The sequence below is a fragment of the Agromyces sp. LHK192 genome (genome assembly GCF_004006235.1).
GTDB lineage: Bacteria > Actinomycetota > Actinomycetes > Actinomycetales > Microbacteriaceae > Agromyces.
In genome coordinates this window covers 1285922-1309049 of sequence record NZ_CP034753.1, presented here as the reverse complement: position 1 = coordinate 1309049, position 23128 = coordinate 1285922, and the positions used below count along the sequence as shown (strand labels likewise).

The following is a 23128-nucleotide window of genomic DNA, read 5'->3' as shown; positions in this document are numbered from 1 at the left end:
GCCGTCGCGACCTCCGTGACGCGCTGCCGCGCTGGAGGTGGTCCTACGCGATCTCGCGCTGGAGGTGGTAGCGCAGGCTCGCGAGCTCCGCGTTCAGTGCTGCGGGCACGCGGTCGCCGAACTGGGCGAAGTACTCCTCGGTCAGGTCGCACTCGGCGAGCCACGACGCGGGGTCGACGTCGAAGAGGTGCGCGAGCGTCTCCTCGCTGATCTCGAGCCCGTCGAGGTCGAGCGCGTCGTGCGCGGGCAGCAGCCCGATGGGCGTCTCCGTCGCTTCGGAGCGGTTCTCGAGCCGGCCGACGATCCACTCGAGCACGCGGGCGTTCTCGCCGAACCCGGGCCAGAGGAACGAGCCGTCGGCACCCTTGCGGAACCAGTTCACCTGGAAGATCTGCGGAGCATTATCGCCGAGGATCCGGCCCATCTTGACCCAGTGACCCCAGTAGTCGGCCATGTTGTACCCGCAGAACGGGAGCATGGCGAACGGGTCGCGGCGAAGCTCGCCGACCGTGCCCTCGGCCGCGGCGGTCTTCTCGGACGAGATCGTGGCGCCCATGAAGACGCCGTGCTTCCACGAGCGGGCCTGCGCGACGAGCGGCACGTTGGTGGCCCGACGACCGCCGAACAGGATCGCGTCGATCGGCACGCCGTCGTGCGCGTCCCAGTCGTCGGAGATCTGCGGGCACTGGGCGGCGGCGACGGTGAACCGCGAGTTCGGGTGCGCCGCGGGGCGGCCCGAGTCGGGCGTCCAGTGGTTGCCCTGCCAGTCGGTGAGCTCGGCCGGCGGAGTGTCGGTGAGCCCCTCCCACCACACGTCGCCGTCGGGTCGCAGCGCGACGTTCGTGAAGATCGTGTTGCCCCAGAGCGTCTGCACGGCGGTCGGGTTGGTCGACTCGCCGGTGCCGGGCGCGACGCCGAAGAAGCCCGCTTCGGGGTTGATCGCGTAGAGGCGGCCGTCGGCGCCGGGACGCATCCAGGCGATGTCGTCGCCGATGGTCTCGACCTTCCAGCCGGGGATCGTGGGCTGGAGCATCGCCAGGTTCGTCTTGCCGCACGCTGACGGGAATGCCGCGGCGACGTGGTAGGCCTTGCCCTCGGGCGAGGTGATCTTGATGAGCAGCATGTGCTCGGCGAGCCATCCCTCGTCGCGGGCCATGACGCTCGCGATGCGCAGCGCGAAGCACTTCTTGGCGAGCAGGGCGTTGCCGCCGTAGCCCGAGCCGTACGACCAGATCTCGCGCGAGTCGGGGAACTGCACGATGTACTTCTCGTCGTTGCAGGGCCAGTCGGGCTCGGCGCGGCGGTGGCCGACGCCGTCGACGAGCGGGTAGCCGACCGAGTGCACGGTGCGCACCCACGGCTCGCCGGCTTCGATGAGCTCGAAGACGCGCTCGCCCATTCGGGTCATGATGCCCATGCTGAGCACGACGTAGGGCGAGTCGGTGACCTCGACGCCGAGCTGCGAGATCGGCCCGCCGAGCGGCCCCATCGAGAACGGCACGACGTACATCGTGCGGCCCTTCATCGAGCCGTCGAACACCTCGGCGAGCTCCGACCGCATCTCGCGGGGGTCGCGCCAGTTGTTGGTGGGGCCGGCGTCCTCCTCGTACGTGGAGCAGATGAAGGTCCGGTCCTCGACCCGGGCGACGTCGCTCGGGTCGGTGCGGGCCAGGTAGCTGTTCGGCCGCCACTCGGGGTTCAGCTTGGTGAGCTTGCCCTCGTTGACGAGCAGGCGCGTGAGCTGGTCGGCCTCGCGGCGCGATCCGTCGCACCAGACGATCTCGTCGGGCTTGGTGAGGGCGGCGATCTCGGCCACCCAGGCGGCGAGGCCGGCGTCGGCGGTGCCGGTGCGGCGGGCTTCGCCGAGGGATGCCTCGGCGCCGACGGAGTACTCGGAGATGGTCATCGTCGTCCCTTTCCTGATGATTCGGGGTCCGGAGTGGGGCTGTGTTTCCAGAATGCGGGGTTCGGGACACTCGTATCGACGAAACAGGATGTTAAGAACCGACGTTCTTTCGATACGCTTAATTCATGAAGGCAGGCACCCCCGACCTCGCGACCCTCGGCCACCGCATCCGCCACTTCCGCGGCGAGCGCGCCCTCACGCTCGACCAGCTCGGCGAGGCCGTCGGACTCGCCGGCAGCCAGCTCTCGCTCATCGAGAACGGCAAGCGCGAGCCGAAGCTGTCGACGCTCGACGCCCTGGCCGTCGCGCTCGGCGTCGAGCTGGGCGACCTGCTCGCCCGCGAGGCGCCGTCGGCACGCGCGGCCCTCGAGCTCGAGCTCGGGCGCGCGCAGGCGAGCCCGCTGTACGCGAGCCTCGGCCTGCCGCCCGTCAAGCCGGGCCGGGGCATCAGCGACGAGACGCTCGAGGCGATCGTCGGCCTGCACCGCGAACTGCAGCGTCGGGCGAGCGAGGCGATCGCGACGCCGGAGGAGGCGCGCCGCGCCAACACCGACCTGCGCGAGCGCCTGCGCGCCCACAACAACCACCTGCCCGACATCGAGGAGCTCGCCGAGCAGCAGGTGCGTGCGTCGGGACACCGTGCCGGCGCGCTCACGCACCGCGAGGTCAGCGTCATGGCCGAGCGGCTCGGGTTCCGCCTCATCTACGTCGACGACCTCCCCGACTCGACGCGGTCGATCACCGATCTCGCGAACGGCCGCATCTACCTGCCGCCGGCCTCGATCCCCGGCGGCCACGGGCTGCGGTCGATGGCGCTCCAGGCGATGGCGCACCGACTCCTCGGGCACACTCCCCCGGCCAGTTACGACGAGTTCCTGCAGCAGCGTCTCGAGATCAACTACTTCGCGGCGGCCTGCCTGATGCCGCGCGAGGCATCCGTCGCGTTCCTCCAGGAGGCGAAGAAGGACAAGCGCCTGGCGATCGAGGACTTCCGCGACGCGTTCGGCGTGACGCACGAGGCGGCGGCGCTGCGGTTCACGAACCTCGGCACCGAGTACCTCGACATGACGATGCACTTCCTCCGCGTGAACGGCGACGGCGCGCTGCTGAAGGGGTACGAGAACGACGGGCTGCCGCTGCCGACCGATGTCACGGGTTCGATCGAGGGCCAGTGGGTGTGCAAGAAGTGGAGCGCGCGCACGTCGTTCGACCAGACGAACCGGACGACGGAGAACTACCAGTACACCGACACCCCTGCCGGCACCTACTGGTGCGCGACGCAGACCGGGCGGACGGATGCCGGCGAGTTCTCGATCACGGTCGGCGTGCCGTTCAACCAGGCGAAGTGGTTCCGCGGCCGCGAGACGACGGTGCGCGCGGTGTCGACCTGTCCCGACGAGTCGTGCTGCCGGCGGGCGCCGATCGCGCTGGCCGAGCAGTGGGCGGGCCGCGCCTGGCCGAGCGCCCGGCTGCACGCGCACGTGCTGTCGCCGCTGCCGTCGGGCACCTTCCCGGGCGTCGACGACGCCGAGGTGTACGCGTTCCTGGAGCAGCACGCCGGGCAGTAGCGCACCGCGAAGCCCATGCTCGGACGGATGCCTCCCCGAGGAGGCATCCGTCACTTCATCGTGTCTATTGCAATAGTGTGCGTCACACAGTATCGTGTGAGCCATGAGCACCGATGAGATCACCGCCGGCCACCTCCAGGAGTTGCGCCGCGGCACCGTCGTGCTGGCCTGCCTGATCCGGCTGCGCACTCCCGACTACGGGTACGCGCTGCTCGAATCGCTGAACGCGACCGGCATCACGGTCGACGCCAACACGCTCTACCCGCTGCTGCGCCGCCTCGAGAAGCAGGCACTGCTCACCAGCGAGTGGAACACCGAAGAGGCCCGACCGCGCAAGTTCTACCGCACCAGCGCCGACGGCGAGCGACTCGCCGCAGCGCTCACCGCCGACTGGCACCTGATCGACGAGGCGCTCACGCGACTCACCGAGCCCGGCGCCGATTCCCCCGACTCCGCAACCGACAACGACGATTCCTCGAAAGGGGACGCATCATGACCGCCTCTTCGCTCACCGACCGCTACGTCTGGGCCGCCGTCCGAACGGCACGACCGGCGCAGCGCACCGAACTCGACCGCGAACTCCGCGAACGCATCGGCGACGACATCGACGCCCGCATCGAGCAGGGCGAGCAGCCCGCTGCGGCCGAGCACGCGGCGCTGACGGACCTCGGCGACCCGGCCGCCGTCGCAGCCGGGTACATCGACCGCCCGCTCATGCTCATCGGCCCGCGGTACTACCTCGCCTGGCAGCGGCTGTTGAAGCTGCTGCTGGCGATCGTCCTGCCGTTCGCCGCGCTCGGCATCACGATCGGCCAGGTCGTCGCGGGAACGCCCGCCGGCGGCATCGTCGGCGCGGTGATCGGCTCGACGATCACGGTCGGCATCCACGTCGCGTTCTGGACCACGCTCCTGTTCGTGGTGCTCGAACGCCTGCCCGACACTGCGCGTTCGACCGGCAAGAGCTTCGACTGGTCGCTCGACATGCTGCCCGAGGTCCCCGACCCCGCGGCCACCGCACGGCGCGGCGAACTGATCGGCTCGCTCGTCTTCCTCGGCCTCTTCGCCGCGGCGATCGTGCTGGTGCAGGTCTTCGGCATCCCGTGGGTGCCCGCGCTCGACGGCGAGCCGCTGTTCGACCCCGACCTGTGGAGCTTCTGGCTGCCCTACTTCCTGGTGCTGATCGGGCTCGAGGCGATCTTCGCGGTCGTGCTCTACCAGCGCGGGTGGAACTGGTGGCTGGCGACGGTGAACCTGATCCTGAACCTCGCGTTCGTCGTGCCGGCCCTCTGGCTGTTCCTCTCCGGGCAGCTGATCGCCGAGGGCGCGCTCGAGGCGATGCGCTGGCCGTGGGGCGATTCCGGCCCCGTGATCGTGACGATCGTCGTCGTCGCCGTGATCGCCGCGGCCGTGTGGGACGTCGTCGACGGGGCCGTCAAGGCCTACCGCGCCCAGGGGGTCGGGCGATGAGCACGCACCCGAACGCGCCGACCGCCGCGGGCGCGCCCTCCGACCTCACCGCCCGATACGTGTTCTCCGCGGCGCAGCGCGTGCCGCGGGCCCAGCGGCCCGAGTTCGCCCGCGAACTCGCCGAGCGGATCCGCGACGACATCGACGCCCGCATCGATTCCGGTGCATCCACGTCGGATGCCGCCGAGCACGACGCCCTCGCCGCGCTCGGCAACCCGGCCCTCCTGGCCGTCGAATACGCCGACCGCCCGCCGATGCTCATCGGCCCGAGGTGGTACGACACCTGGAAGCGCATCCTCATCCTCGTCGAGATCATCGTCGTGCCGACGGTCGCCGGCGCCTGGGTGCTCTCGCAATTCATCTCGGGCGACGCGAACCCGGGGCTCATCGGGTCGACGTGGGGCATCTCGGTGCTCGTCGCGACCTCGGCCGCGTTCTGGGTGACTCTCGTGTTCGCCCTGATCGACCGGGCGCCGGCCGCCGAGGTCGAGGTCGCGGAGTGGACTCCGGCCGACCTGCGAGACCTCCCCGCCGAACCACGTTCCGACCGGCGCATGCTGCTGATCGGCAGCCTGTTCTGGCTCGTCGTGCTGGTCGGATTCCTCGTGTGGCAGCAACTCGCTCCGAGCCCCGGCGGCGACGCCGACGGCATCCTGCCGGTGTTCGATCCCGCGCTGTGGTCGTCCTGGATGCCGTACTACCTCGTGCTGTTCGCGCTCGAGGCGGCGCGCACGGTGTGGATGTACCGGGTCGGCTACACCTGGCCGATCGCCGCCGTCACGATCGCGCTGAACCTCGCACTCGGAGTGCCGGCGATCTGGCTGACCGTCTCAGGGCAGCTGTTCGCGCCGGGGTTCGAGGCCCTGTTCGAGGCCAACCTCGACGCCGCCGCGCAGCAGGTGCTGCCGATCCTGCTCATCGCGACGATCGTCGGAGGCGTGATCGCCAACTCGGTGCTGTTCGCGGTGCGCGCGGCCCGCGCCTCGCGGCAGCGATCGCTCGGCGCCGACTGGTCGAGCTGACCGTCGGCCGACGCACCATCCCGCGACGCGATCCGGATGCCGCTACTTCGGCTGCATCCGGATCGCGCCGTCGAGGCGGATCACCTCGCCGTTGAGCATCGGGTTCGCGACGATCGCCCGCACCAGGTCGGCGTACTCGGCCGGCGAGCCGAGCCGCGACGGGTGCGGCACCTGCGCGGCGAGCGAGTCCTGCACGTCCTGCGGCATCCCGGCCATCATCGGCGTCTCGAAGATGCCGGGCGCGATCGTCATCACGCGGATCAGCAGCTTCGAGAGGTCGCGCGCGATCGGCAGCGTCATGGCCGCGACCGCGCCCTTCGACGCCGAGTAGGCGGCCTGGCCGATCTGGCCGTCGAACGCCGCGACCGACGCGGTGTTCACGATGACGCCGCGCTCCGGGGTCTCAGGTCCCCCGGGAACCCCGGCGGACACGGGCTCGTTCGCGGCCATCGCCTCGGCGGCGAGCCTCGTCACGTTGAACGTCCCGATGAGGTTCACCCGGATCGTGCGCTCGAACACGTCGAGCGGCGCCGCGCCGTCCCGGCCGACCGTGCGCCCCGCGGTGGCGATGCCCGCGCAGTTCACCGCGACGCGCAGCGGCGCGAGCGCCTGCGCGGCCTCGACGGCCGCGCGCACCTGGGCCTCGTCGGCGACATCCGCCGCGACGAAGCTCGCCCGATCGCCGAGCGCGGCCGCCGCCTCCTCGCCTCGGGGCCCCGGCAGGTCGACGATGACCACGGATGCCCCGCCGTCGATCAGCGCGCGGGCGGTGGCGTTGCCGAGGCCGGAGGCCCCGCCGGTGACGATCGCCGATGTCCCGGTCAGTTCCATGTCGTGCCCTCTCCGTCGCCGTCCACGCGGGCTACGCTACCCCGCCGGAATGCGCAGAGACGACGGATGCCCCGGGCTCGCGCCCGAGGCATCCGTTCGTCTCGATCGGGGTCAGTGCTCGACGAGCACGCCCGCATCGACGGCCGCGGCGATCTGCTCGACGCGCACCGGCTCGCGCTCGGGGAGCACGACCGGGTGGGTGCCGGCCATCGCCTCGATGACGCGGACGACCTGGCACGAGTAGCCGTACTCGTTGTCGTACCAGACGTAGAGCACGACGTCGGTGCCGTCGGCGATGGTCGCGAGGCCGTCGACGATGCCCGCGCGGTTCGAGCCGACGAAGTCGGTCGAGACGACCTCGGGCGATTCGATGTAGTCGACCTGCTGGCGCAGCGGCGAGGTGAGCGACACCTGGCGCAGGTACGTGTTCAGGGTCTGCTTGTCGGTGGGGCGCTCGAGCTGGAGGTTGAGGATCGCGAGCGAGACATCCGGCGTGGGAACGCGGATCGCACTGCCGGTGAGTTTGCCCTCGAGCTGCGGCAACGCCTTCGACACGGCCTTGGCCGCGCCCGTCTCGGCGATGACCATGTTCAGCACGGCCGAGCGCCCGCGACGGTCGCCCTTGTGGAAGTTGTCGATCAGGTTCTGGTCGTTCGTGAACGAGTGCACGGTCTCGACGTGTCCGCGCACGACGCCGTAGGCCTCGTCGATGGCCCCGAGCACCGGCGTGATCGCGTTGGTCGTGCAGCTCGCGGCCGACAGGATGCGGTCGGACGCCTCGATGGCGTCGTGGTTGATGCCGTGCACGATGTTCTTGATCGGGCTCTTGCCGGGCGCCGTGAGCAGCACCCGGGCGACGCCGGTCGACCGGAGGTGCTGCTCCAGGCCCGCCTCGTCGCGCCAGCGGCCGGTGTTGTCGACGACGATGGCGTCGGAGATGCCGTACGCGGTGTAGTCGATCGACGCCGGGTCGTCGGAGTAGATGACCTGGATCAGCGTGCCGTTGGCGAGGATCGTGTCGTTGTCCTCGTCGACCTCGATGGTGCCCTGGAAGGGGCCGTGCACCGAGTCGCGGCGCAGCAGGCTGGCGCGCTTCTGCAGGTCGTTCGCGCCGCCCTTGCGCACGACGATCGCGCGCAGGCGCAGGCCCTGTCCGCCGCCGGTGTGGGCGATGAGGATGCGGGCGAGCAGGCGCCCGATGCGACCGAAGCCGTAGAGCACGACGTCGGTTCCCTCGGTCGGCGCGGCGTCGTCGGCGACGAGCACGGGGGCGAGTTCGCTGCGCAGGAACGCGACGAGGTCGGATGCCCCGCCGGCCGCGACCTGCTCGGCGTGGCGCTGCACGAGTCGGGCGACGTCGATCGAGGCGGGGCCGGGCGCGACCTCGCGGAGGGCCTCGAGCATGCGGATCGTGTCGGCCGGGTCGAGTTCGCGGTCGCCGGCCTTGCGCGAGAACCGGTGCGCCTTCAGCAGGTCGACCGGCGACAGGTTGATGAGGCGGCGGCCGTGGATGGAGGTCACCACCCCGAGGTCGCGGTAGAGGCCGCCGACGAGCGGGATGATGCGCTCGGCGAGCTCCTCTCGAGAGATCCAGGCACTACGACGGGCGACGAACTCTTGACTCACGAAGGTCCTCTCCGGTCGAGCCGCCTGGTGGGCAGCGTCGACCACAACTCGAATCCGGGGGGATGCCTCGATCCTATGCCCGCGCGCCCGTGAGCGGCCTGTACACCATGGCCTGCACGTCACGCAAGGACCGACAGCGCGTCGAGCGGGCCGTCGAGCCGGGAGGGCGTCGCACTCAGTACAGCGAGACGAACGAGAGCGTCGACTCGGCGACGCGCTGCGGGAGCCCGTCGAACACCTCGGCCCGCTCGGGCGAGACCTTGTAGGCCTCGTCGACGCGGGTGAACTCGGCCTCGTCGCCGGGCACGCTGACGGCCCAGGTGAACGTGCCGTCGGCCGGCGACCCGTAGGCGAACTCGACCGTGTAGCCCATGCGGGTCCGCAGCTCGGGCATCGTGGCCTGCCACCATTCGACGAACGCCTCGTATTCGCCCTCGACGATCCGGTATTCACGCAGCTGCACGGTCTTCACCCGAGCCATCCTGCCGCATGCGACGTATACTCGGTGCCGTCGAGGCGCTCGTCGAAGCGCCGGTACTCGAAAAATGGGTACGAAGCCCGGGCGGCGCAGCCGCCGGCCGCGTGAGACACATACGGAACCAGCATCCGTCACGTCTCCCGAAGGAACCGGCCCATGTCGTCCGTCTCCGCGCTCGTCGCGCGCACCCTCGCCGCCCACCTCGACCACGTCTTCGGCGTGATGGGCAACGGCAACGCCCACCTGCTCGACGCCCTCGAACGCGAGACGTCGATGACGTTCGTCGCGATGCGCCACGAGGTCGGCGGCGTCGTCGCGGCCGACGCGCACTACCGCGCGTCCGGGCGGATCGCCGCGGCGACCGCGACCTACGGCGCCGGGTTCACGAACACGCTGACCGCGCTGGCCGAGGCCGTGCAGGCCGAGATCCCGCTGGTGCTCGTAGTGGGCGACCAGCCGACGGCCGGGCGCCGGGCGTGGGACGTCGACCAGATCGCGCTGGCCTCCGCGGTCGGCGCGCGCACCTACACCGTCGGGCGGACGGATGCCGCCGCCACGGTCGTGCTCGCGATCGAGCACTCGCTGGCCAGACGCCAACCGGTCGTGCTCTCGCTCCCCTACGACGTCGCGGCGCTCGACGTCGGCGAGTCGATCCCGCCGCCCGCACTGCGACTGCCCGAGCCCGTGCAGCCGCGGGGCGGGTTCCAGCGGGCGGCGATCGCCGAGACGGCGCAGTTGCTCGCCGGCGCGAGCCGGCCCTTCCTGCTCGCCGGTCGCGGCGCGTGGCTCGCCGGTGCCGGCGGAGCCCTCGGCGAGCTCGCCGCCGCCACGGGTGCGGTCACCGCGTCGACCGCGCTCGGCCGCGGCATCTTCCCCGACGCCGACTTCGATCTCGGCGTGACCGGCGGCTTCGGCGCACCGGCCGCGATGGAGCTGATCCGCGAAGCCGATGTCGCCGTCGTGTTCGGGGCGTCCCTCAACCAGTTCACGATGCGGTTCGGCGAGCTCTTCTCGCCGGGCACTCGGATCGTGCAGGTCGACGTCGCCGCGTCGGCGACGCATCCGAACGTGGGCACGTTCCTGCGAGCGGATGCCACGGTCGTCGCGCGCGAGCTCGTCGCCGAGCTCGCGTCGCTCGGCGCGGAGAGCTCCGGCTGGCGCGAGTCGCTCGGCGCGGCGGCGATCGCCGACCTGCGCGAGCAGGAGCAGGGCGCGGATGCCGCGAACGCGGGCCTGACGCCCGAGGGCGAACTCGACCCGCGCGCGCTCGCGATCCGGCTCGCCGAGCTGCTCCCCGAGGACCGCGTCGTGGTCTCGGACGGCGGCCACTTCATCGGCTGGGCGAACATGTACTGGCCGGTCGCGTCGCCCGACCGCATGATCATGATCGGCACGGCGTACCAGTCGATCGGCCTCGGATTCCCGAGCGTGCCGGGCGCCTCGGTCGCCCGCCCGGAGTCGACGATCGTGCTGACGACCGGCGACGGCGGCGGGCTGATGGCGCTCGCCGACCTCGAGAGCGCGGTGCGCGTCGCCGGCGGCCGCGGGATCGCGGTCGTGTGGAACGACGCCGCCTACAGCGCGGAGGTGCACGTGTACGGCCGCAAGGGCCTCGCGGAGGAGCCCATGCTGATCCCGCAGGCGGACTTCGCGGCGGCGGCCGCCGCGTTCGGCGCCGAGGGCGTGGTCGTGCGCACCCTCGACGACCTCGAGGCGCTGCGCGTCTGGGCCGCCCGCCCGGCCGAGGACCGCCCGTTCCTCATGCTCGACTGCCGCATCTCGGGGTCGGTCGTCGCGCCGTTCCAAGACGAGATCTTCCACGTCAACCGGTAGGCCCCACCTCGACCCACCGCGGTGGATCGTATACGATTTGGTGGACGCCCTTGACGAAGAGGAGCCCGATGCTCGAGACATCCCGGATCTCCGCGATCGCCGACGAACTGTTCGCCGCCGATCGCGACCGCACGACCGTCCCGCTACTCACCGCACGCAACCCCGGCATGGTCGTCGAAGACGCCTACGCGGTGCAGAGCGAATGGGCGAAGCGACGGCAGGAGGCTGGGGCCCGGCTCGTCGGCCACAAGATCGGACTCACCTCAAAGGTGATGCAGGTCGCGACCGGCATCACCGAGCCGGACTACGGCGTGATCCTCGACGACATGGTCTACGACTCCGGATCGGTGATCGAATACGACCGGTTCTCGAACGTCCGCATCGAGGTCGAGCTCGCGTTCGTGCTCGGCGAGGCGCTCGAGGGCCCGCACACGACGATCTTCGACGTGCTGCGCGCGACCGAGTACGTCGTGCCCGCGCTCGAGGTGCTGAACTCCCACATCGAGCTCGAGGGCCGCACGATCGTCGACACGATCAGCGACAACGCCGCCATGGGCGCGATGGTGCTCGGCGGCCGGCCCGTCGCGGTCGACGAGGTCGACCTGCGCTGGGTCGGTGCGCTGCTGAGCCGCAACGAGACCATCGAGGAGTCCGGCGTCGCCGGCGCCGTGCTCGGGCACCCCGCGATGGGCGTCGCCTGGCTCGCGAACAAGCTCGCCCAGCACGGCCGGTCGCTCGCGGCCGGCGAGATCATCCTCGCCGGATCGTTCACCCGCCCGATGTGGGTCGAACGCGGCGACACCGTGCATGCCGACTACCACGACCTCGGGAGCATCCAGTGCCGATTCATCTGACACTGCCGCCCACGCTCGCGCAGCGCATCGCGGAGGCATCCCGCCCCCAGATCGGCATGTGGGTCTGCTCCGGCAGCCCGCTCGTCGCCGAGATCGTCGCCGGGTCCGGCGTCGACTGGGTGCTCATCGACGCGGAGCACGCGCCCAACGGCCTCGAGTCCGTGCAGGCGCAACTGCAGGCCGTCGCCGCCTACCCGGTCGCGCCGGTCGTGCGGGTGCCGTTCGGCGACACGGTGCTGATCAAGCAGTTCCTCGACCTCGGCGCGCAGAACCTCCTCGTGCCGATGGTCGACTCGGCCGAGCAGGCCGAGGCCGTCGTGCGCGCGACCCGGTATCCCCCGCACGGCGTCCGCGGCGTCGGCTCGGCGCTCGCGCGCGCGGCCCGCTGGAACCGGGTGCCCGGCTACCTGCAGGATGCCGCCTCGACGATCAGCCTGACCGTGCAGATCGAGTCCGCGACGGCGGTCGCCGACGTCGAGGCCATCGCGGCCGTGGACGGCGTCGACGCGCTCTTCGTCGGACCCGCCGACCTGGCCGCCTCGATGGGGCTGCTCGGGCAGCAGGGGCATCCCGACGTCGTCGAGGCGGTGCTCACCGCGATCGCCGCCGGCGTCGCCGCCGGCGTGCCCGTCGGCGTCAACGCATTCGTCGCGACCGACGCCGACCGGTATCTCGAGGCCGGCGCGTCATTCGTCGCCGTCGGAGCGGATGTCTCGAGCCTCGCCCGCGCGTCCGAGGCACTCGCCGGCCGGTTCATCCCGGACGACTCCACCGGCGATCGCTCGAGTTACTGAGCCGCCCAAGCCCAAGCCCAAGCCCGTGCCCGTGCCCGTGCCCATGTCCATGCCCATGTCCGGTTTCAGGAGATCGGAGGCTGATCAGGATGCTTCCGCCGATTTCGTCCTGAGCAGCCTCCGAACTCCTGAAACCGGCACTGAACCGCAGGTTGCAGGACCTGCCAAATCGTATATGATTTCAGATATCAGCAGACGAGGACGTCCATGACCGACACCGCCACCACCGACATCTCCGCACCGGGCAAGATCATCGCCGTGCACCTCAACTACCCGTCGCGCACCGCGCAGCGCGGGCGCACGCCGGCGCAGCCGAGCTACTTCCTGAAGCCGCAGAGCTCGGTCTCCGGTACCGGCGGCACCATCGAGCGGCCCGCGGGTACCGAACTGCTCGCGTTCGAGGGCGAGATCGCGATCGTCATCGGCACCGCCGCGCGCCGGGTCTCCCCCGACGACGGCTGGGCGCACGTCGCCGCGGTCACCGCCGCCAACGACTTCGGCCTCTACGACCTCCGCGCGGCCGACAAGGGTTCGAACGTCCGCTCGAAGGGCGGCGACGGATACACGCCGCTCGGTCCGGTCGCGATCCCGACGGCCGGCATCGGGCAGGATGCCTGGCGCGTGCGCACCTGGGTCAACGGCGAACTCGTGCAGTCCGACACCTCGGACACCCTGCTCTTCCCGTTCGGCCGGCTCGTCGCCGACCTCTCGCAGCACTTCACGCTCGAGCCCGGCGACGTGATCCTCACCGGCACGCCCGCCGGTTCCTCGGTCGTCGTTCCGGGCGACGTCGTCGAGGTCGAGGTCGACGCGCCGGGCGCCCCGGGCGCCCCGACCACCGGCCGGCTCGTGACCACGGTCACGCAGGGCGAGGGCGTGTTCGGCGACAGCGCCTACGGGGACTTCGGCTCGAAGCCCGCGGTCGACGACCTCCAGCGCGTCGAGGCGTGGGGATCCGAGGCCGAGCACGCCGCGGCCGTCGCCACCGGTCGCGCGACACCGCTCGACGCGGCATCCGAGGACGCGACGGATGCCTCCGCTCCGCCGGCGATTCCGGATGCCCCCGCCTCCGTGCTCACCGACGAACTGCGCGAATCGATCTCAGGCGTCGCGGTCGCGACGCTCTCGGTCGCACTCCGCAAGCGGGGGTACCACGACGTCTTCATCGAGGGCGTGTTCGCCAACCACCCCGGCGACCGGATCGTCGGCACCGCGCGGACGCTCCGGTTCATCCCGTCCCGGCCCGACCTGTTCGCCGAGTTCGGCGGGGGGTTCAATGCGCAGAAGCGCGCGTTCGACACGGTCGGCGCCGGCGAGGTGCTCGTCGTCGACGCCCGCGGCGAGCGCGGCACCGGCACCGTCGGCGATGTGCTCGCGCTGCGCGCGAAGGTGCGGGGCGCTGCCGGCATCGTCACCGACGGCGGAGTCCGCGACTTCGACGCGGTCGCCGCGATCGGCATCCCCGTGTTCTCGCAGGGGCCGCACCCGAGCGTGCTGGGCCGTCGGCACGTGCCGTGGGAGACGGACGTGACCGTCGCCTGCGGCGGGGCCGCGGTGCAGCCCGGCGACGTGATCGTCGGCGACGGAGACGGCGTGATCGTGATCCCGGCGAAGCTCGTCGCCGAGGTCGTCGCCGAGACGGCCGAGCAGGAGGCCGCCGACGCGTGGGTCGCGCAGCGCGTCGCCGAGGGCGAGGCCGTCGACGGCCTGTTCCCGATGGATGCCGCGTGGCGCGCCCGGTACGAGGCCGAGCGCGCGGCATCCGACGGCGACGCCGGCTCCGACGGCGACGCACCGACCGGCGCCGCGGCATCCGATTCCGGGGCGTGGCGATGACCCTCGAGAGCAAGTCGCAGCGGTCGTACCGGTTCATCCGCGAGCGCATCGACGACGGGCGATACGTACCGGGGTACCGGCTCGTGCTCGCGCAGATCGCCGGCGAACTCGACGTGTCGGTCGTGCCGGTGCGCGAGGCGATCCGACGGCTCGAGGCCGAGGGGCTCGTCACGTTCGAGCGCAACGTCGGCGCGCAGGTCGCGCTGATCCAGGAGACCGAGTACCTGCACACCATGCAGACCCTCGCGCTCGTCGAGGGGTACGCGACGGCACTCGCCGCGCCGTTCCTGACACCGGATCATCTCGAGCGCGCCCGCGCGATCAACGACCGGATGCGCCGCACCCTCGACGACTTCGACCCGCACCGGTTCACCGAGCTCAACCTCGAGTTCCACTCGGTGCTGTTCGAGGGCTGCCCGAACCCGCACGTGCTCGACCTCGTGCACCGGGGCTGGAACCGCATGCGGGTGCTCCGCGACTCGTCGTTCAGCTTCGTCCCCGGGCGCGCCCGCGAATCGGTCGAGGAGCACGCGCGCATCGTCGACCTGATCGAGCAGCGCGCCGACCCGCTCGAGATCGAGCTCGCCGCCCGCTCGCACCGCACGACCACGCTCGACGCCGTGCTCGCGTACCAGTCCGAACACCGGCCACCCGCCGCCATCCGAACCCCAGCCGCCGCCACCGCGGCCGACGAATGAGGAACACCATGACGCAGCACACCCCCGAGGGCCTGCCCGACCGGATCCGCCACTACATCGACGGCGAGTTCGTCGACTCCGTCGACGGCGACACGTTCGACGTGCTCGACCCCGTCACGAACGAGACCTACGTGCAGGCCGCCGCCGGCAAGCGGGCCGACATCGACCTCGCGGTCGCGGCCGCCCGCCGCGCCTTCACCGACGGCCCGTGGCCGAAGATGGCCGCGCGCGAGCGCTCGCGCATCCTGCACCGCATCGCCGACCTCGTCGAGTCGCGCGACGCACGGCTCGCCGAGCTCGAGAGCTTCGACTCCGGCCTGCCGATCACGCAGGCGCTCGGCCAGGCGCGCCGCGCCGCGGAGAACTTCCGGTTCTTCGCCGACCTGATCGTCGCCCAGGCCGACGACGCCTACAAAGTGCCCGGCCGCCAGATGAACTACGTGAACCGCAAGCCCATCGGTGTCGCCGGGCTCATCACCCCGTGGAACACGCCGTTCATGCTCGAGTCGTGGAAGCTCGGCCCCGCGCTCGCGGCCGGCAACACGGTCGTGCTGAAGCCCGCCGAGTTCACGCCCCTGTCGGCGTCGCTGTGGGCCGGCATCTTCGAGGAGGCGGGGCTGCCGAAGGGCGTGTTCAACCTCGTCAACGGACTCGGCGAGGAGGCGGGCGACGCGCTCGTCAAGCATCCCGACGTGCCGCTCATCTCGTTCACCGGCGAGAGCCGCACCGGGCAGATCATCTTCGGCAACGCAGCGCCGTACCTCAAGGGCCTGTCGATGGAACTCGGCGGCAAGAGCCCCGCCATCGTCTTCGCCGACGCCGACCTCGACGTCGCGATCGACGCCTGCATCTTCGGCGTGTTCTCGCTGAACGGCGAGCGCTGCACCGCGGGCAGCCGCATCCTCGTGCAACGCGACGTCTACGACGAGTTCGTCGAGCGCTACGCCGCGCAGGCGAAGCGCGTGAAGGTCGGCCACCCGCAGGACCCGACCACCGAGGTCGGCGCGCTCGTGCACCCCGAGCACTACGACAAGGTGATGGGCTACGTCGAGCTCGGCAAGTCCGAGGGCCGGCTCGTCGCCGGCGGCGGACGCCCCGACGGGTTCCCGACCGGCAACTACGTCGCCCCGACGGTGTTCGCCGACGTCGCGCCCGACGCCCGCATCTTCCAGGAGGAGATCTTCGGCCCGGTCGTCGCCATCACGCCGTTCGACACCGAGGCGGAGGCGCTGGCCCTCGCGAACGACACGAAGTACGGCCTCGCCGCCTACGTCTGGACCAACGACCTCAAGCGGGCGCACAACTTCGCCCAGGCCGTCGAGGCCGGCATGGTCTGGCTCAACTCGAACAACGTGCGCGACCTGCGCACGCCGTTCGGCGGCGTGAAGGCCTCGGGCCTCGGCCACGAGGGCGGCTACCGCTCGATCGACTTCTACACCGACCAGCAGAGTGTGCACATCACGCTCGGCGCCCCGCACAACCCCACCTTCGGCAAGGACGCCTGACATGACCAGCCGCGATGACATGACCCTGACCTCGTCCGGGTTCTATGTGAGCCAGGAGGCTCCGATCGAGACCTCGAACCCGGTGCCGACGCCCACGTCGCCGGCACCCGACATCCTGCGCTGCGCGTACATGGAACTCGTCGTCACCGACCTCGCCGCCTCGCGCCAGTTCTACGTCGACGTGCTCGGCCTCTACGTCACCGAGGAGACCGACACCGCGATCTACCTGCGTTCGACCGAGGAGTTCATCCACCACAACCTCGTACTTCGGCGCGGCGACCTGGCCGCAGTCGCCGCCTTCTCGTACCGGGTGCGCGAACCCGAGGACCTCGACCGGGCCGTCGCCTTCTACACGGAGCTCGGATGCCGCGTCGAGCGCCGCCCCGAGGGCTTCACCACGGGCATCGGCGACTCGGTGCGCGTCGAGGACCCGCTCGGCTTCCCGCTCGAGTTCTTCCACCACGTCGACCACGTCGAGCGCATGTCGTGGCGCTACGACCTGCACGTTCCCGGCGAGCTCGTGCGCCTCGACCACTTCAACCAGGTCACGCCCGACGTGCCGCGCGCGGTGAAGCACATGCAGGACCTCGGGTTCCGCGTGACCGAGGACATCCAGGACGAGGAGGGCACGATCTATGCGGCGTGGATGCGCCGCAAGCCCACCGTGCACGACACCGCCATGACCGGCGGCGACGGCCCGCGCATGCACCACGTCTGCTTCGCCACGCACGAGAAGCACAACATCCTCGCGATCTGCGACAAGCTGGGCGCGCTGCGCCGCTCCGACGCGATCGAGCGCGGACCCGGCCGCCACGGCGTGTCGAACGCGTTCTACCTGTACCTGCGCGACCCCGACGGCCACCGAGTCGAGGTGTACACGCAGGACTACTACACGGGCGACCCCGACAACCCGGTCGTCACGTGGGACGTGCACGACAACCAGCGTCGCGACTGGTGGGGCAACCCGGTCGTGCCTTCCTGGTACACGGATGCCTCTCTGGTGCTCGACCTCGACGGCGACCCGCAGCCCGTGGTCGCGCGCACCGACGACTCCGAGATGGAGGTCACGATCGGCGCCGACGGCTTCTCGTACACGCGCAGGGGCGACGAGGAGCAGGGCTTCAAGCTCGGCAACACGCTGTAGCTCCCTTCGGTTCCGCCCCACCCACACGGTCCCCACCGCCTCCCCGGCCGAACTCCGGATGCCGCGAGCGGCACACCGGCCCGACCCCGCGGTCACCCGGCGCGTCGCCGCAATGTTCCGGAGTTCGGTCGGGCCGCGGGCTGCCACAGGTGCTCACCGCGGGGCATGAGCATGCGGACGGTCGCCTCGACCGAATCCCAGTCGTGCAGCACCTGGCGGTGGGTGAACGAGACGTGGGCGTACCCCGCGGCGAGTCGTTGCGGGATACCGGAGAACGGCGGCTGCCCGGCGCGGTCGGGTCGGGCTCAGCCCTTGAAGAAGACCGGCTGGCCGTCGTACTCGCTGAACGGGTTCTCGTCGGCCGAGCTGTTGCCCGTCCAGATCATGCCGCCGATGGCCTCGGAGCTGGGCAGCTTCGCACCGACCACGCACTGGTCGATCACGGCGCCCGCCCCGAACTCCTCGGTGAACGACTCGCTCGCGCACTCGTCCCAGCCGATCACGCTGACCTCCTGCGCCTGGGCGCCGGTGACGTCGGCCGGACGGAAGTCGGTGTAGTTCGCGTCGTACGTGATGTCGTCGCCCGAGACCTTCTGCTGCTGGTAGCGGATGAGCGTGACCTCGTAGTCCGCCAGTTCGGGGATCTCGGCGACGAGGAAGTCGACCTGCGCCTGCGTCGCCGGCTCGATGCTGACGAGCTTGGTGTTGAGCACCGCCTTGCGGCCGTCGTAGCTCTCGTACTCGTAGGTGCCCCACTGGCCGAGCGCAACGGTCTGCCCCGGCTGGAGCAGTTCGCCCTCGACGGCGGCACCCGCCGACGATCCCTCCTCGTCGGCCGCTTCCGCCTCGGTGCCGGCGGGCTCGGCGGCCGCGGTCTCCTCGGCGGGCGCGTCGAGACGCTTCGCGTTCGAGAGGTCGGGGCCGGTGCACGCGGTGAGCGCGAGCGAGCCGGCTGCGAGCAGCGCGAGCGCGGCGATCTGGATCTGCTTCTTCACGAGGTCTCCTGTTCGGTGCGGCCGGGCCTCTGCCGGCGGCCTCCCCCGCGACGCAGCACGATTCCGGGCGCGCCGGTGCAGGGCGCGACCGGACGCCGATGTCGGAGGGGGTTCCGGTCAGCCTATGGGCCCGATGAACGGCCGCGAGACGCCTGTGGAGAACGGACGGATGCCGCCGCCGAGTGCGTGCGCGCTGCGTCAACCGCACCGCGCCAGGAGGCAAGGAGCCGCACGGCGTCCCTGCCTACCGTGGGAGTCCGACTCACCGTGGAGGTGCCATGAACAGCCCGACCCCGACGCTCGACCAGACGCAGGACGACCTGCTCGAGCGGATCACGCCGACCGGCGGCGAGCGCCGCGAGATCCTCGACCCCGCGACCGGGCAGCTCGTCGGCCACGCGCCGGTCCACGGCCTCGACGACCTCGAGGCCGCCGTCGCCCGCGCGGCGGCCGCGCAGCCGGCATGGGCGGCGCTCGGCCACGAGCGTCGCAGCGCGGTGCTGCTGGAGGCCGCCGATGCGATCGACGCCTCGGCCGAGGCCCTCGCGCGGATCCTCTCGCGTGAGCAGGGCAAGCCCCTGAACGGCCCGAACGCACGGTTCGAGGTCGGCGGGGCGTCCGGATGGCTGCGGGCCGCCGCCGCCACCCCCCTGGAGGCCGAGGTGATCCTCGACGACGGCGACGTGCACGCCGAACTGCACTACCGGCCGATCGGCGTGGTCGGCGCGATCGGACCGTGGAACTGGCCGCAGATGATCACCGTCTGGCAGATCGGCCCGGCGCTCCGGATGGGCAACACCGTCGTGGTGAAGCCCTCGGAGTACACCCCGCTCAGCGTCCTCGCGCTGGTCGAAGTCCTGAACACCGTGCTGCCCGCCGGTGTGCTCGAGATCGTCAGCGGCGGTCGCGAGGTCGGCGCCGCGCTCGCGGCGCACCCGTCGATCGGCAAGGTGATGTTCACCGGCTCCACGTCGACGGGCAAGGCGATCATCCGGTCCTCGGCCGACACCGTGAAGCGGCTGACCCTCGAACTCGGCGGCAACGACGCCGGCATCGTGCTCCCGGACGTCGACCCTTCGGCGATCGCCGAGGGCCTGTTCTGGGGCGCGTTCATCAACACCGGCCAGACCTGCGCCGCGCTCAAGCGCCTCTACGTCCACGACGACGTCTACGACGCGGTGGTCGAGGCCCTGGCCGACGTCGCCCGCGCCATGCCCATGGGAGTCGGCCTCGACGAGCAGAACGTGCTCGGGCCGCTGCAGAACCGGCAGCAGTTCGAGATCGTCGACCGCCTCGTCGAGGCGGCGAAGCGCGCCGGCGCGAACGTGCTGGTCGGCGGCGACCCCGACCGCGACGGCCCCGGCAACTTCTACCCGACGACCCTGGTCGAGGTGGCCGACCACGACCTCGGCCTCGTGCAGGAGGAGCAGTTCGGTCCGGCGCTGCCGATCGTCCGCTACCACGACGTCGACGAGGCGGTCGCCCTCGCGAACAGCGTCGACGTCGGGCTCGGGGCATCCGTCTGGTCGTCCGACCTCGTCGAGGCGCGCCGGGTCGCAGCCCGGCTCGAGGCGGGTACGGTCTGGATCAACGCGCACGGGGCGATCCACCCGATGGTGCCGTTCGGCGGCGCGAAGCAGTCGGGGTACGGCCTGGAGTTCGGGGTCGAGGGTCTCAAGGCGCTCGGCGTGCCGCAGGTGATCAACGGCTGATCGCGTCCGGCGCGACATCGGAGGGCCGGGGGCACGCGCTCCCGGCCCTCCGCCGTACGCGTATCGTGGACGGCGGCGCCGCTCCGCCCACGATGGAGCGCCGCGGTGCCGCGGGAGGGGAGCATGCCGAAGATCGTCGACCACGACGAACGTCGACTGCGGATCGTGCACGCGACCTGGCGGCTCATCGCGGAGAAGGGCTTCCGCGCGACGACGATGCGCGAGATCGCGCGCGCGGCGGGTTCTGCGAACGGCGGGCTGTTCCCCTACTTCCGCAACAAGGAGGAGCTCATCGGGGCGACCTTCGAGCACGTGTACTCCGCGACGAACGCGCGATTCGCGGCGGCCCGGGCGGACCTCGAGGGCCTGGCGGCGCTGCGCGCGCTGATGCTGCAGATCTTCCCGCTCGACGACGAGCGGATCCTCGAGGCCCGCATCGTCATCCCGTTCTGGGAGTACGCGGCGAACGAACCCGAGCTGCTCGCGCTGCACGAGCGGACGATGGATGCCTGGCGCGTGGAGATCGCCTCGCACCTCGAACGTGCGCGCGAGCTCGGCGAGCTCGGCGACGGGGTCGACATCGCGGTCGCGACCGACCATCTCATGACGATGGCCGACGGTGTCCAGGTGGTCGCCGTGGTGCTCCCGGGCAGCGCCGCGCCCGACCGGCTCGAGCGCATGCTCGACGGCTACCTCGACCTGCTTCGCTGAACGACGGGCGGATGCCGGAAGCATCCGCCCGTCGCACGGAGCACTCTCACGCGCCCCGTCAGTGGGCGTGCCCCTCGCACCCGCACGCGCCGGCGCCGCAGCGGCATCCGCCCGCCGTGTCGCCCGCTGGTGCGCCCGCCGCGTCGCTGTGGCAGGACGCGCCCGCCGCGGCCGTGGACGGCACGTTCAGCGTCGGGTTGCGGTCGAAGAAGCCGTAGGGCTTGAGCGTGAACTTCGCCGTGTCGACGGGCATGACCGGCCAGTCCTCGGGACGCGGGAAGTGGGTGGGCCCGAAGGTGTGCCAGAGCACGATGTCGTCGCCGTCGATCGAGCGGTCCGCGGCCGAGAACCGGGGCAGGCCGTCGCCGCCGGGATGCTGGTTCACGAGGTCGCCGGCGGGGTAGCGCTCCGTGGCGTCGTACCGGGTCACCCAGAGGTGGTTGCGCGTGAACGCGGCGCGCTGTGCGATGACGGAGTCCGGGTCGGCGAGCAGGGTCGGGGCGCCCTGGGCGATGAGTTCGTAGCCGACGGGCCGTCCGAGCCGGTTCGTGCGCTCGGTGTTGACGATGTGCCAGGTGCGTCCGGCGACCGGGTCGGCGTGGCGTGCGCCCTCCCCCTCCGTTCGCAGCCGCGTGGTGCGCTTGGTGAACGCGTTCCCGTAGGCGTTGCCCTCCCCCATCGGCACGCGCGCCGCGTCGACCTCGTCGACCGCGTTCGCGATGCCGTCGACCATCATGTCGAGGCGGGCGCTGAAGAGGTGCTGGTGGTACGGCGCCCCGAGTCCGGGCGCGACCTCGCCGGCGTGGTCGCCCGCCTCGGCGTCGTAGGCGGAGGTGAAGAGCACGCCCGTGAGCTTCGCCTCGCACTCGATCGTGCCGTCGAGGTAGAGGTACCAGTAGAACCCGTAGTCGTAGTTGCCGACGGTCGTGAAGAAGCTGATCACGAGCCGGCGCTGGCGCCGCACCTCGTTGGAGCCGGTGTAGATGTCGGTGTGCTTCCAGAGGGTGCCGTAGTCCTCCTCGTGCATGCAGATCGCGTTCGGGATGACCCGCGGGTGCCCGAACTCGTCGGCGATCGTCGCGTCGAAGTAGCGGATCTCGCCGAGGCAGTCGCATCCGAGCTTGAGCGAGTTCGCGTAGCGGCCGAAGACGTACTCGCCCGTGTCGAAGTAGTTCTGCCAGAACCTCGACGGCGACGGGTCGCCGTATGGCACGACCATCTCGGCGATCGAGGCGCGGTAGACGATGTCGCGCTCCACGCCGCCCCGGTCGGCGTCGACGTATCGGATGCGACGCAGCACGAGGCCCTCGCGGGCGTCGAAGGCCAGTGAGAACCGCCAGTTCGCCCAGCTCACGCGATCGCCGTCGACGGTGAAGCTCGGACCCTGGGGCTGCGTGATCTCGATGGGCTTGAGCGTGTCGAGCGGCGCGCCCTGCACGGCGGGGTCGTCGAAGTTCCCGCCTTCGGCCGGGATGTCGTACACGCGGTGGTCGACGAGTTCGAACATGCGGCCCTCGATCATGTCGACGTAGGCGCACAGCCCGTCGACCGGGTGGGCCCAGCAGTGGTCCTGTTCGTGCTCGCGCATGAACGCGAGGACCCGGATGACCCGCCGCCCGCGTTCGGCCTCGAAGCCGTAGTTCCCGGCGGAGAGCGGCGCGAGGGCGACCTGCTCGTGCGTGATGCCGCGCTTTGCGAGGGCGGCATTCCACTCGGGTTCGGCGCCGAGGAGGTCGTAGATCGCCTCGAACTCGACGTCGAGGATCGGCACCTGGCCGGAGGCACCGTCGATCACGGTCGTGGCCACCGCTCGATCGGCGAGGGCGATCCGATGGTCGGCGGCGTCGCCGGTCGCCCGGTCGAGCACGAGCGCACGGACGATTCGTGGCGAGTCGGCGCCCGCCAGCACGTCGGCCTTCGCGGGTTCGTCGAGTCCGACGTAGACGAAGCGGGTCTGCTCGGCGAGCAGCCCTCGCTCCTGGAGGATCTCGCGGGCGAGGTCGATCTCGTCGGCGGTGAGACCGCGCAGCGGGTCGGTCTCGGCGGCGAGACCGCCGAGCGGGTCGGTCTGGGACATCGTCGTCGTCATGTGACACCTTTTTTCTCTACGTTTGTCGAGTAATATAGCCGCACTCACCGGACCAGGGA

Annotated in this window: 19 protein-coding genes; 13 read left to right on the top strand and 6 right to left on the bottom strand. The window is 71.1% G+C overall.

The genetic code is table 11. The features are described from left to right. Positions 1–43: 43 nt before the first annotated feature. Positions 44–1906, bottom strand: a complete 1863-nt coding sequence (locus ELQ40_RS05825; protein WP_127792839.1) for a phosphoenolpyruvate carboxykinase (GTP) — start codon at positions 1904–1906, stop codon at positions 44–46. A gap of 125 nt (positions 1907–2031) precedes the next feature. On the opposite strand from ELQ40_RS05825, the gene ELQ40_RS05820 reads away from it, so the two are divergent. The 4 genes from ELQ40_RS05820 to ELQ40_RS05805 all read left to right on the top strand — a co-directional run bounded on the left by ELQ40_RS05820 (position 2032) and on the right by ELQ40_RS05805 (position 5963). Next, complete coding sequence (locus ELQ40_RS05820; RefSeq protein WP_127792838.1) at positions 2032–3474, top strand: helix-turn-helix transcriptional regulator; 1443 nt, start codon at positions 2032–2034, stop codon at positions 3472–3474. A gap of 103 nt (positions 3475–3577) precedes the next feature. Beyond that, positions 3578–3970, top strand: coding sequence for a PadR family transcriptional regulator (locus tag ELQ40_RS05815; protein WP_127792837.1), 393 nt, complete (start codon positions 3578–3580; stop codon positions 3968–3970). Then, on the top strand, positions 3967–4941 hold the full coding sequence (locus ELQ40_RS05810; RefSeq protein ID WP_127792836.1) for a permease prefix domain 1-containing protein: 975 nt from the start codon (positions 3967–3969) through the stop codon (positions 4939–4941). The genes ELQ40_RS05815 and ELQ40_RS05810 overlap by 4 nt, the downstream gene beginning before the upstream one ends. After that, positions 4938–5963, top strand: a complete 1026-nt coding sequence (locus tag ELQ40_RS05805) for a hypothetical protein (RefSeq protein WP_127792835.1) — start codon at positions 4938–4940, stop codon at positions 5961–5963. Before ELQ40_RS05810 ends, ELQ40_RS05805 begins: the two co-directional genes overlap by 4 nt. A gap of 42 nt (positions 5964–6005) precedes the next feature. Here ELQ40_RS05805 and ELQ40_RS05800 read toward each other — a convergent pair whose 3' ends face one another. From ELQ40_RS05800 to ELQ40_RS05790, 3 genes are all read right to left on the bottom strand, one after another. Next, on the bottom strand, positions 6006–6794 hold the full coding sequence (locus ELQ40_RS05800; protein WP_127792834.1) for an SDR family NAD(P)-dependent oxidoreductase: 789 nt from the start codon (positions 6792–6794) through the stop codon (positions 6006–6008). Positions 6795–6905: 111 nt separating this feature from the next. Next, positions 6906–8420 carry a glyceraldehyde-3-phosphate dehydrogenase gene (locus tag ELQ40_RS05795; RefSeq protein WP_240665959.1) on the bottom strand — a complete coding sequence of 505 codons (1515 nt, stop codon included), beginning with the start codon at positions 8418–8420 and terminating at the stop codon, positions 6906–6908. A gap of 175 nt (positions 8421–8595) precedes the next feature. Beyond that, positions 8596–8892 (bottom strand): hypothetical protein, encoded by a 297-nt coding sequence (locus ELQ40_RS05790; protein ID WP_127792833.1) that lies wholly within the window; start codon positions 8890–8892, stop codon positions 8596–8598. A 162-nt stretch (positions 8893–9054) separates the two neighbouring features. On the opposite strand from ELQ40_RS05790, the gene ELQ40_RS05785 reads away from it, so the two are divergent. The 7 genes from ELQ40_RS05785 (at position 9055) to hpaD (ending at position 17562) form a co-directional block, all read left to right on the top strand. Further along, positions 9055–10731, top strand: coding sequence for a thiamine pyrophosphate-binding protein (locus tag ELQ40_RS05785; protein WP_127792832.1), 1677 nt, complete (start codon positions 9055–9057; stop codon positions 10729–10731). A gap of 68 nt (positions 10732–10799) precedes the next feature. Continuing rightward, on the top strand, positions 10800–11585 hold the full coding sequence (hpaH, locus tag ELQ40_RS05780; RefSeq protein ID WP_127792831.1) for a 2-oxo-hept-4-ene-1,7-dioate hydratase: 786 nt from the start codon (positions 10800–10802) through the stop codon (positions 11583–11585). Next, entirely contained in the window at positions 11570–12379 is an 810-nt protein-coding gene (locus tag ELQ40_RS05775; RefSeq protein WP_127792830.1) for an HpcH/HpaI aldolase/citrate lyase family protein, read from the top strand. Before hpaH ends, ELQ40_RS05775 begins: the two co-directional genes overlap by 16 nt. A 207-nt stretch (positions 12380–12586) precedes the next feature. Then, a complete protein-coding gene (locus ELQ40_RS05770) occupies positions 12587–14215 on the top strand; it encodes a fumarylacetoacetate hydrolase family protein (protein WP_127792829.1) in 1629 nt (542 codons plus the stop codon). Continuing rightward, positions 14212–14913 carry a GntR family transcriptional regulator gene (locus ELQ40_RS05765; protein WP_127792828.1) on the top strand — a complete coding sequence of 234 codons (702 nt, stop codon included), beginning with the start codon at positions 14212–14214 and terminating at the stop codon, positions 14911–14913. The genes ELQ40_RS05770 and ELQ40_RS05765 overlap by 4 nt, the downstream gene beginning before the upstream one ends. An 8-nt stretch (positions 14914–14921) precedes the next feature. Beyond that, on the top strand, positions 14922–16418 hold the full coding sequence (gene hpaE / locus ELQ40_RS05760) for a 5-carboxymethyl-2-hydroxymuconate semialdehyde dehydrogenase (protein ID WP_205649440.1): 1497 nt from the start codon (positions 14922–14924) through the stop codon (positions 16416–16418). A gap of 1 nt (position 16419) precedes the next feature. Then, positions 16420–17562: a 3,4-dihydroxyphenylacetate 2,3-dioxygenase gene (gene hpaD, locus ELQ40_RS05755; protein WP_127792826.1), complete on the top strand. Its 1143-nt coding sequence runs from the start codon at positions 16420–16422 to the stop codon at positions 17560–17562. A 305-nt stretch (positions 17563–17867) separates the two neighbouring features. On the opposite strand, the gene ELQ40_RS18760 is transcribed toward hpaD, so the two are convergent. Further along, on the bottom strand, positions 17868–18557 hold the full coding sequence (locus tag ELQ40_RS18760) for a hypothetical protein (RefSeq protein WP_164863488.1): 690 nt from the start codon (positions 18555–18557) through the stop codon (positions 17868–17870). A gap of 278 nt (positions 18558–18835) precedes the next feature. Here ELQ40_RS18760 and ELQ40_RS05745 point away from each other — a divergent pair, with 278 nt between their 5' ends. After that, positions 18836–20269 carry an aldehyde dehydrogenase family protein gene (locus ELQ40_RS05745; RefSeq protein ID WP_127792825.1) on the top strand — a complete coding sequence of 478 codons (1434 nt, stop codon included), beginning with the start codon at positions 18836–18838 and terminating at the stop codon, positions 20267–20269. 123 nt (positions 20270–20392) lie between these two features. Next, positions 20393–20980 carry a TetR/AcrR family transcriptional regulator gene (locus ELQ40_RS05740; protein WP_127792824.1) on the top strand — a complete coding sequence of 196 codons (588 nt, stop codon included), beginning with the start codon at positions 20393–20395 and terminating at the stop codon, positions 20978–20980. A 58-nt stretch (positions 20981–21038) separates the two neighbouring features. On the opposite strand, the gene ELQ40_RS05735 is transcribed toward ELQ40_RS05740, so the two are convergent. Then, positions 21039–23069: a primary-amine oxidase gene (locus tag ELQ40_RS05735; RefSeq protein WP_240665958.1), complete on the bottom strand. Its 2031-nt coding sequence runs from the start codon at positions 23067–23069 to the stop codon at positions 21039–21041. Between the last annotated feature and the right edge of the window lie 59 nt (positions 23070–23128).

Coding starts and splice junctions, on each gene's coding strand:
- ELQ40_RS05770 (WP_127792829.1), top strand. CDS start 12,587: ATGACCGACACCGCCACCACCGACATCTCCGCACCGGGCAAGATCATC.
- ELQ40_RS05820 (WP_127792838.1), top strand. CDS start 2,032: ATGAAGGCAGGCACCCCCGACCTCGCGACCCTCGGCCACCGCATCCGC.
- ELQ40_RS05800 (WP_127792834.1), bottom strand. CDS start 6,794: ATGGAACTGACCGGGACATCGGCGATCGTCACCGGCGGGGCCTCCGGC.
- hpaD (WP_127792826.1), top strand. CDS start 16,420: ATGACCAGCCGCGATGACATGACCCTGACCTCGTCCGGGTTCTATGTG.
- ELQ40_RS05745 (WP_127792825.1), top strand. CDS start 18,836: ATGAACAGCCCGACCCCGACGCTCGACCAGACGCAGGACGACCTGCTC.
- ELQ40_RS05805 (WP_127792835.1), top strand. CDS start 4,938: ATGAGCACGCACCCGAACGCGCCGACCGCCGCGGGCGCGCCCTCCGAC.
- ELQ40_RS05825 (WP_127792839.1), bottom strand. CDS start 1,906: ATGACCATCTCCGAGTACTCCGTCGGCGCCGAGGCATCCCTCGGCGAA.
- ELQ40_RS05740 (WP_127792824.1), top strand. CDS start 20,393: ATGCCGAAGATCGTCGACCACGACGAACGTCGACTGCGGATCGTGCAC.
- hpaH (WP_127792831.1), top strand. CDS start 10,800: ATGCTCGAGACATCCCGGATCTCCGCGATCGCCGACGAACTGTTCGCC.
- ELQ40_RS05785 (WP_127792832.1), top strand. CDS start 9,055: ATGTCGTCCGTCTCCGCGCTCGTCGCGCGCACCCTCGCCGCCCACCTC.
- ELQ40_RS05810 (WP_127792836.1), top strand. CDS start 3,967: ATGACCGCCTCTTCGCTCACCGACCGCTACGTCTGGGCCGCCGTCCGA.
- hpaE (WP_205649440.1), top strand. CDS start 14,922: ATGACGCAGCACACCCCCGAGGGCCTGCCCGACCGGATCCGCCACTAC.
- ELQ40_RS05815 (WP_127792837.1), top strand. CDS start 3,578: ATGAGCACCGATGAGATCACCGCCGGCCACCTCCAGGAGTTGCGCCGC.
- ELQ40_RS05765 (WP_127792828.1), top strand. CDS start 14,212: ATGACCCTCGAGAGCAAGTCGCAGCGGTCGTACCGGTTCATCCGCGAG.
- ELQ40_RS05735 (WP_240665958.1), bottom strand. CDS start 23,069: ATGACGACGACGATGTCCCAGACCGACCCGCTCGGCGGTCTCGCCGCC.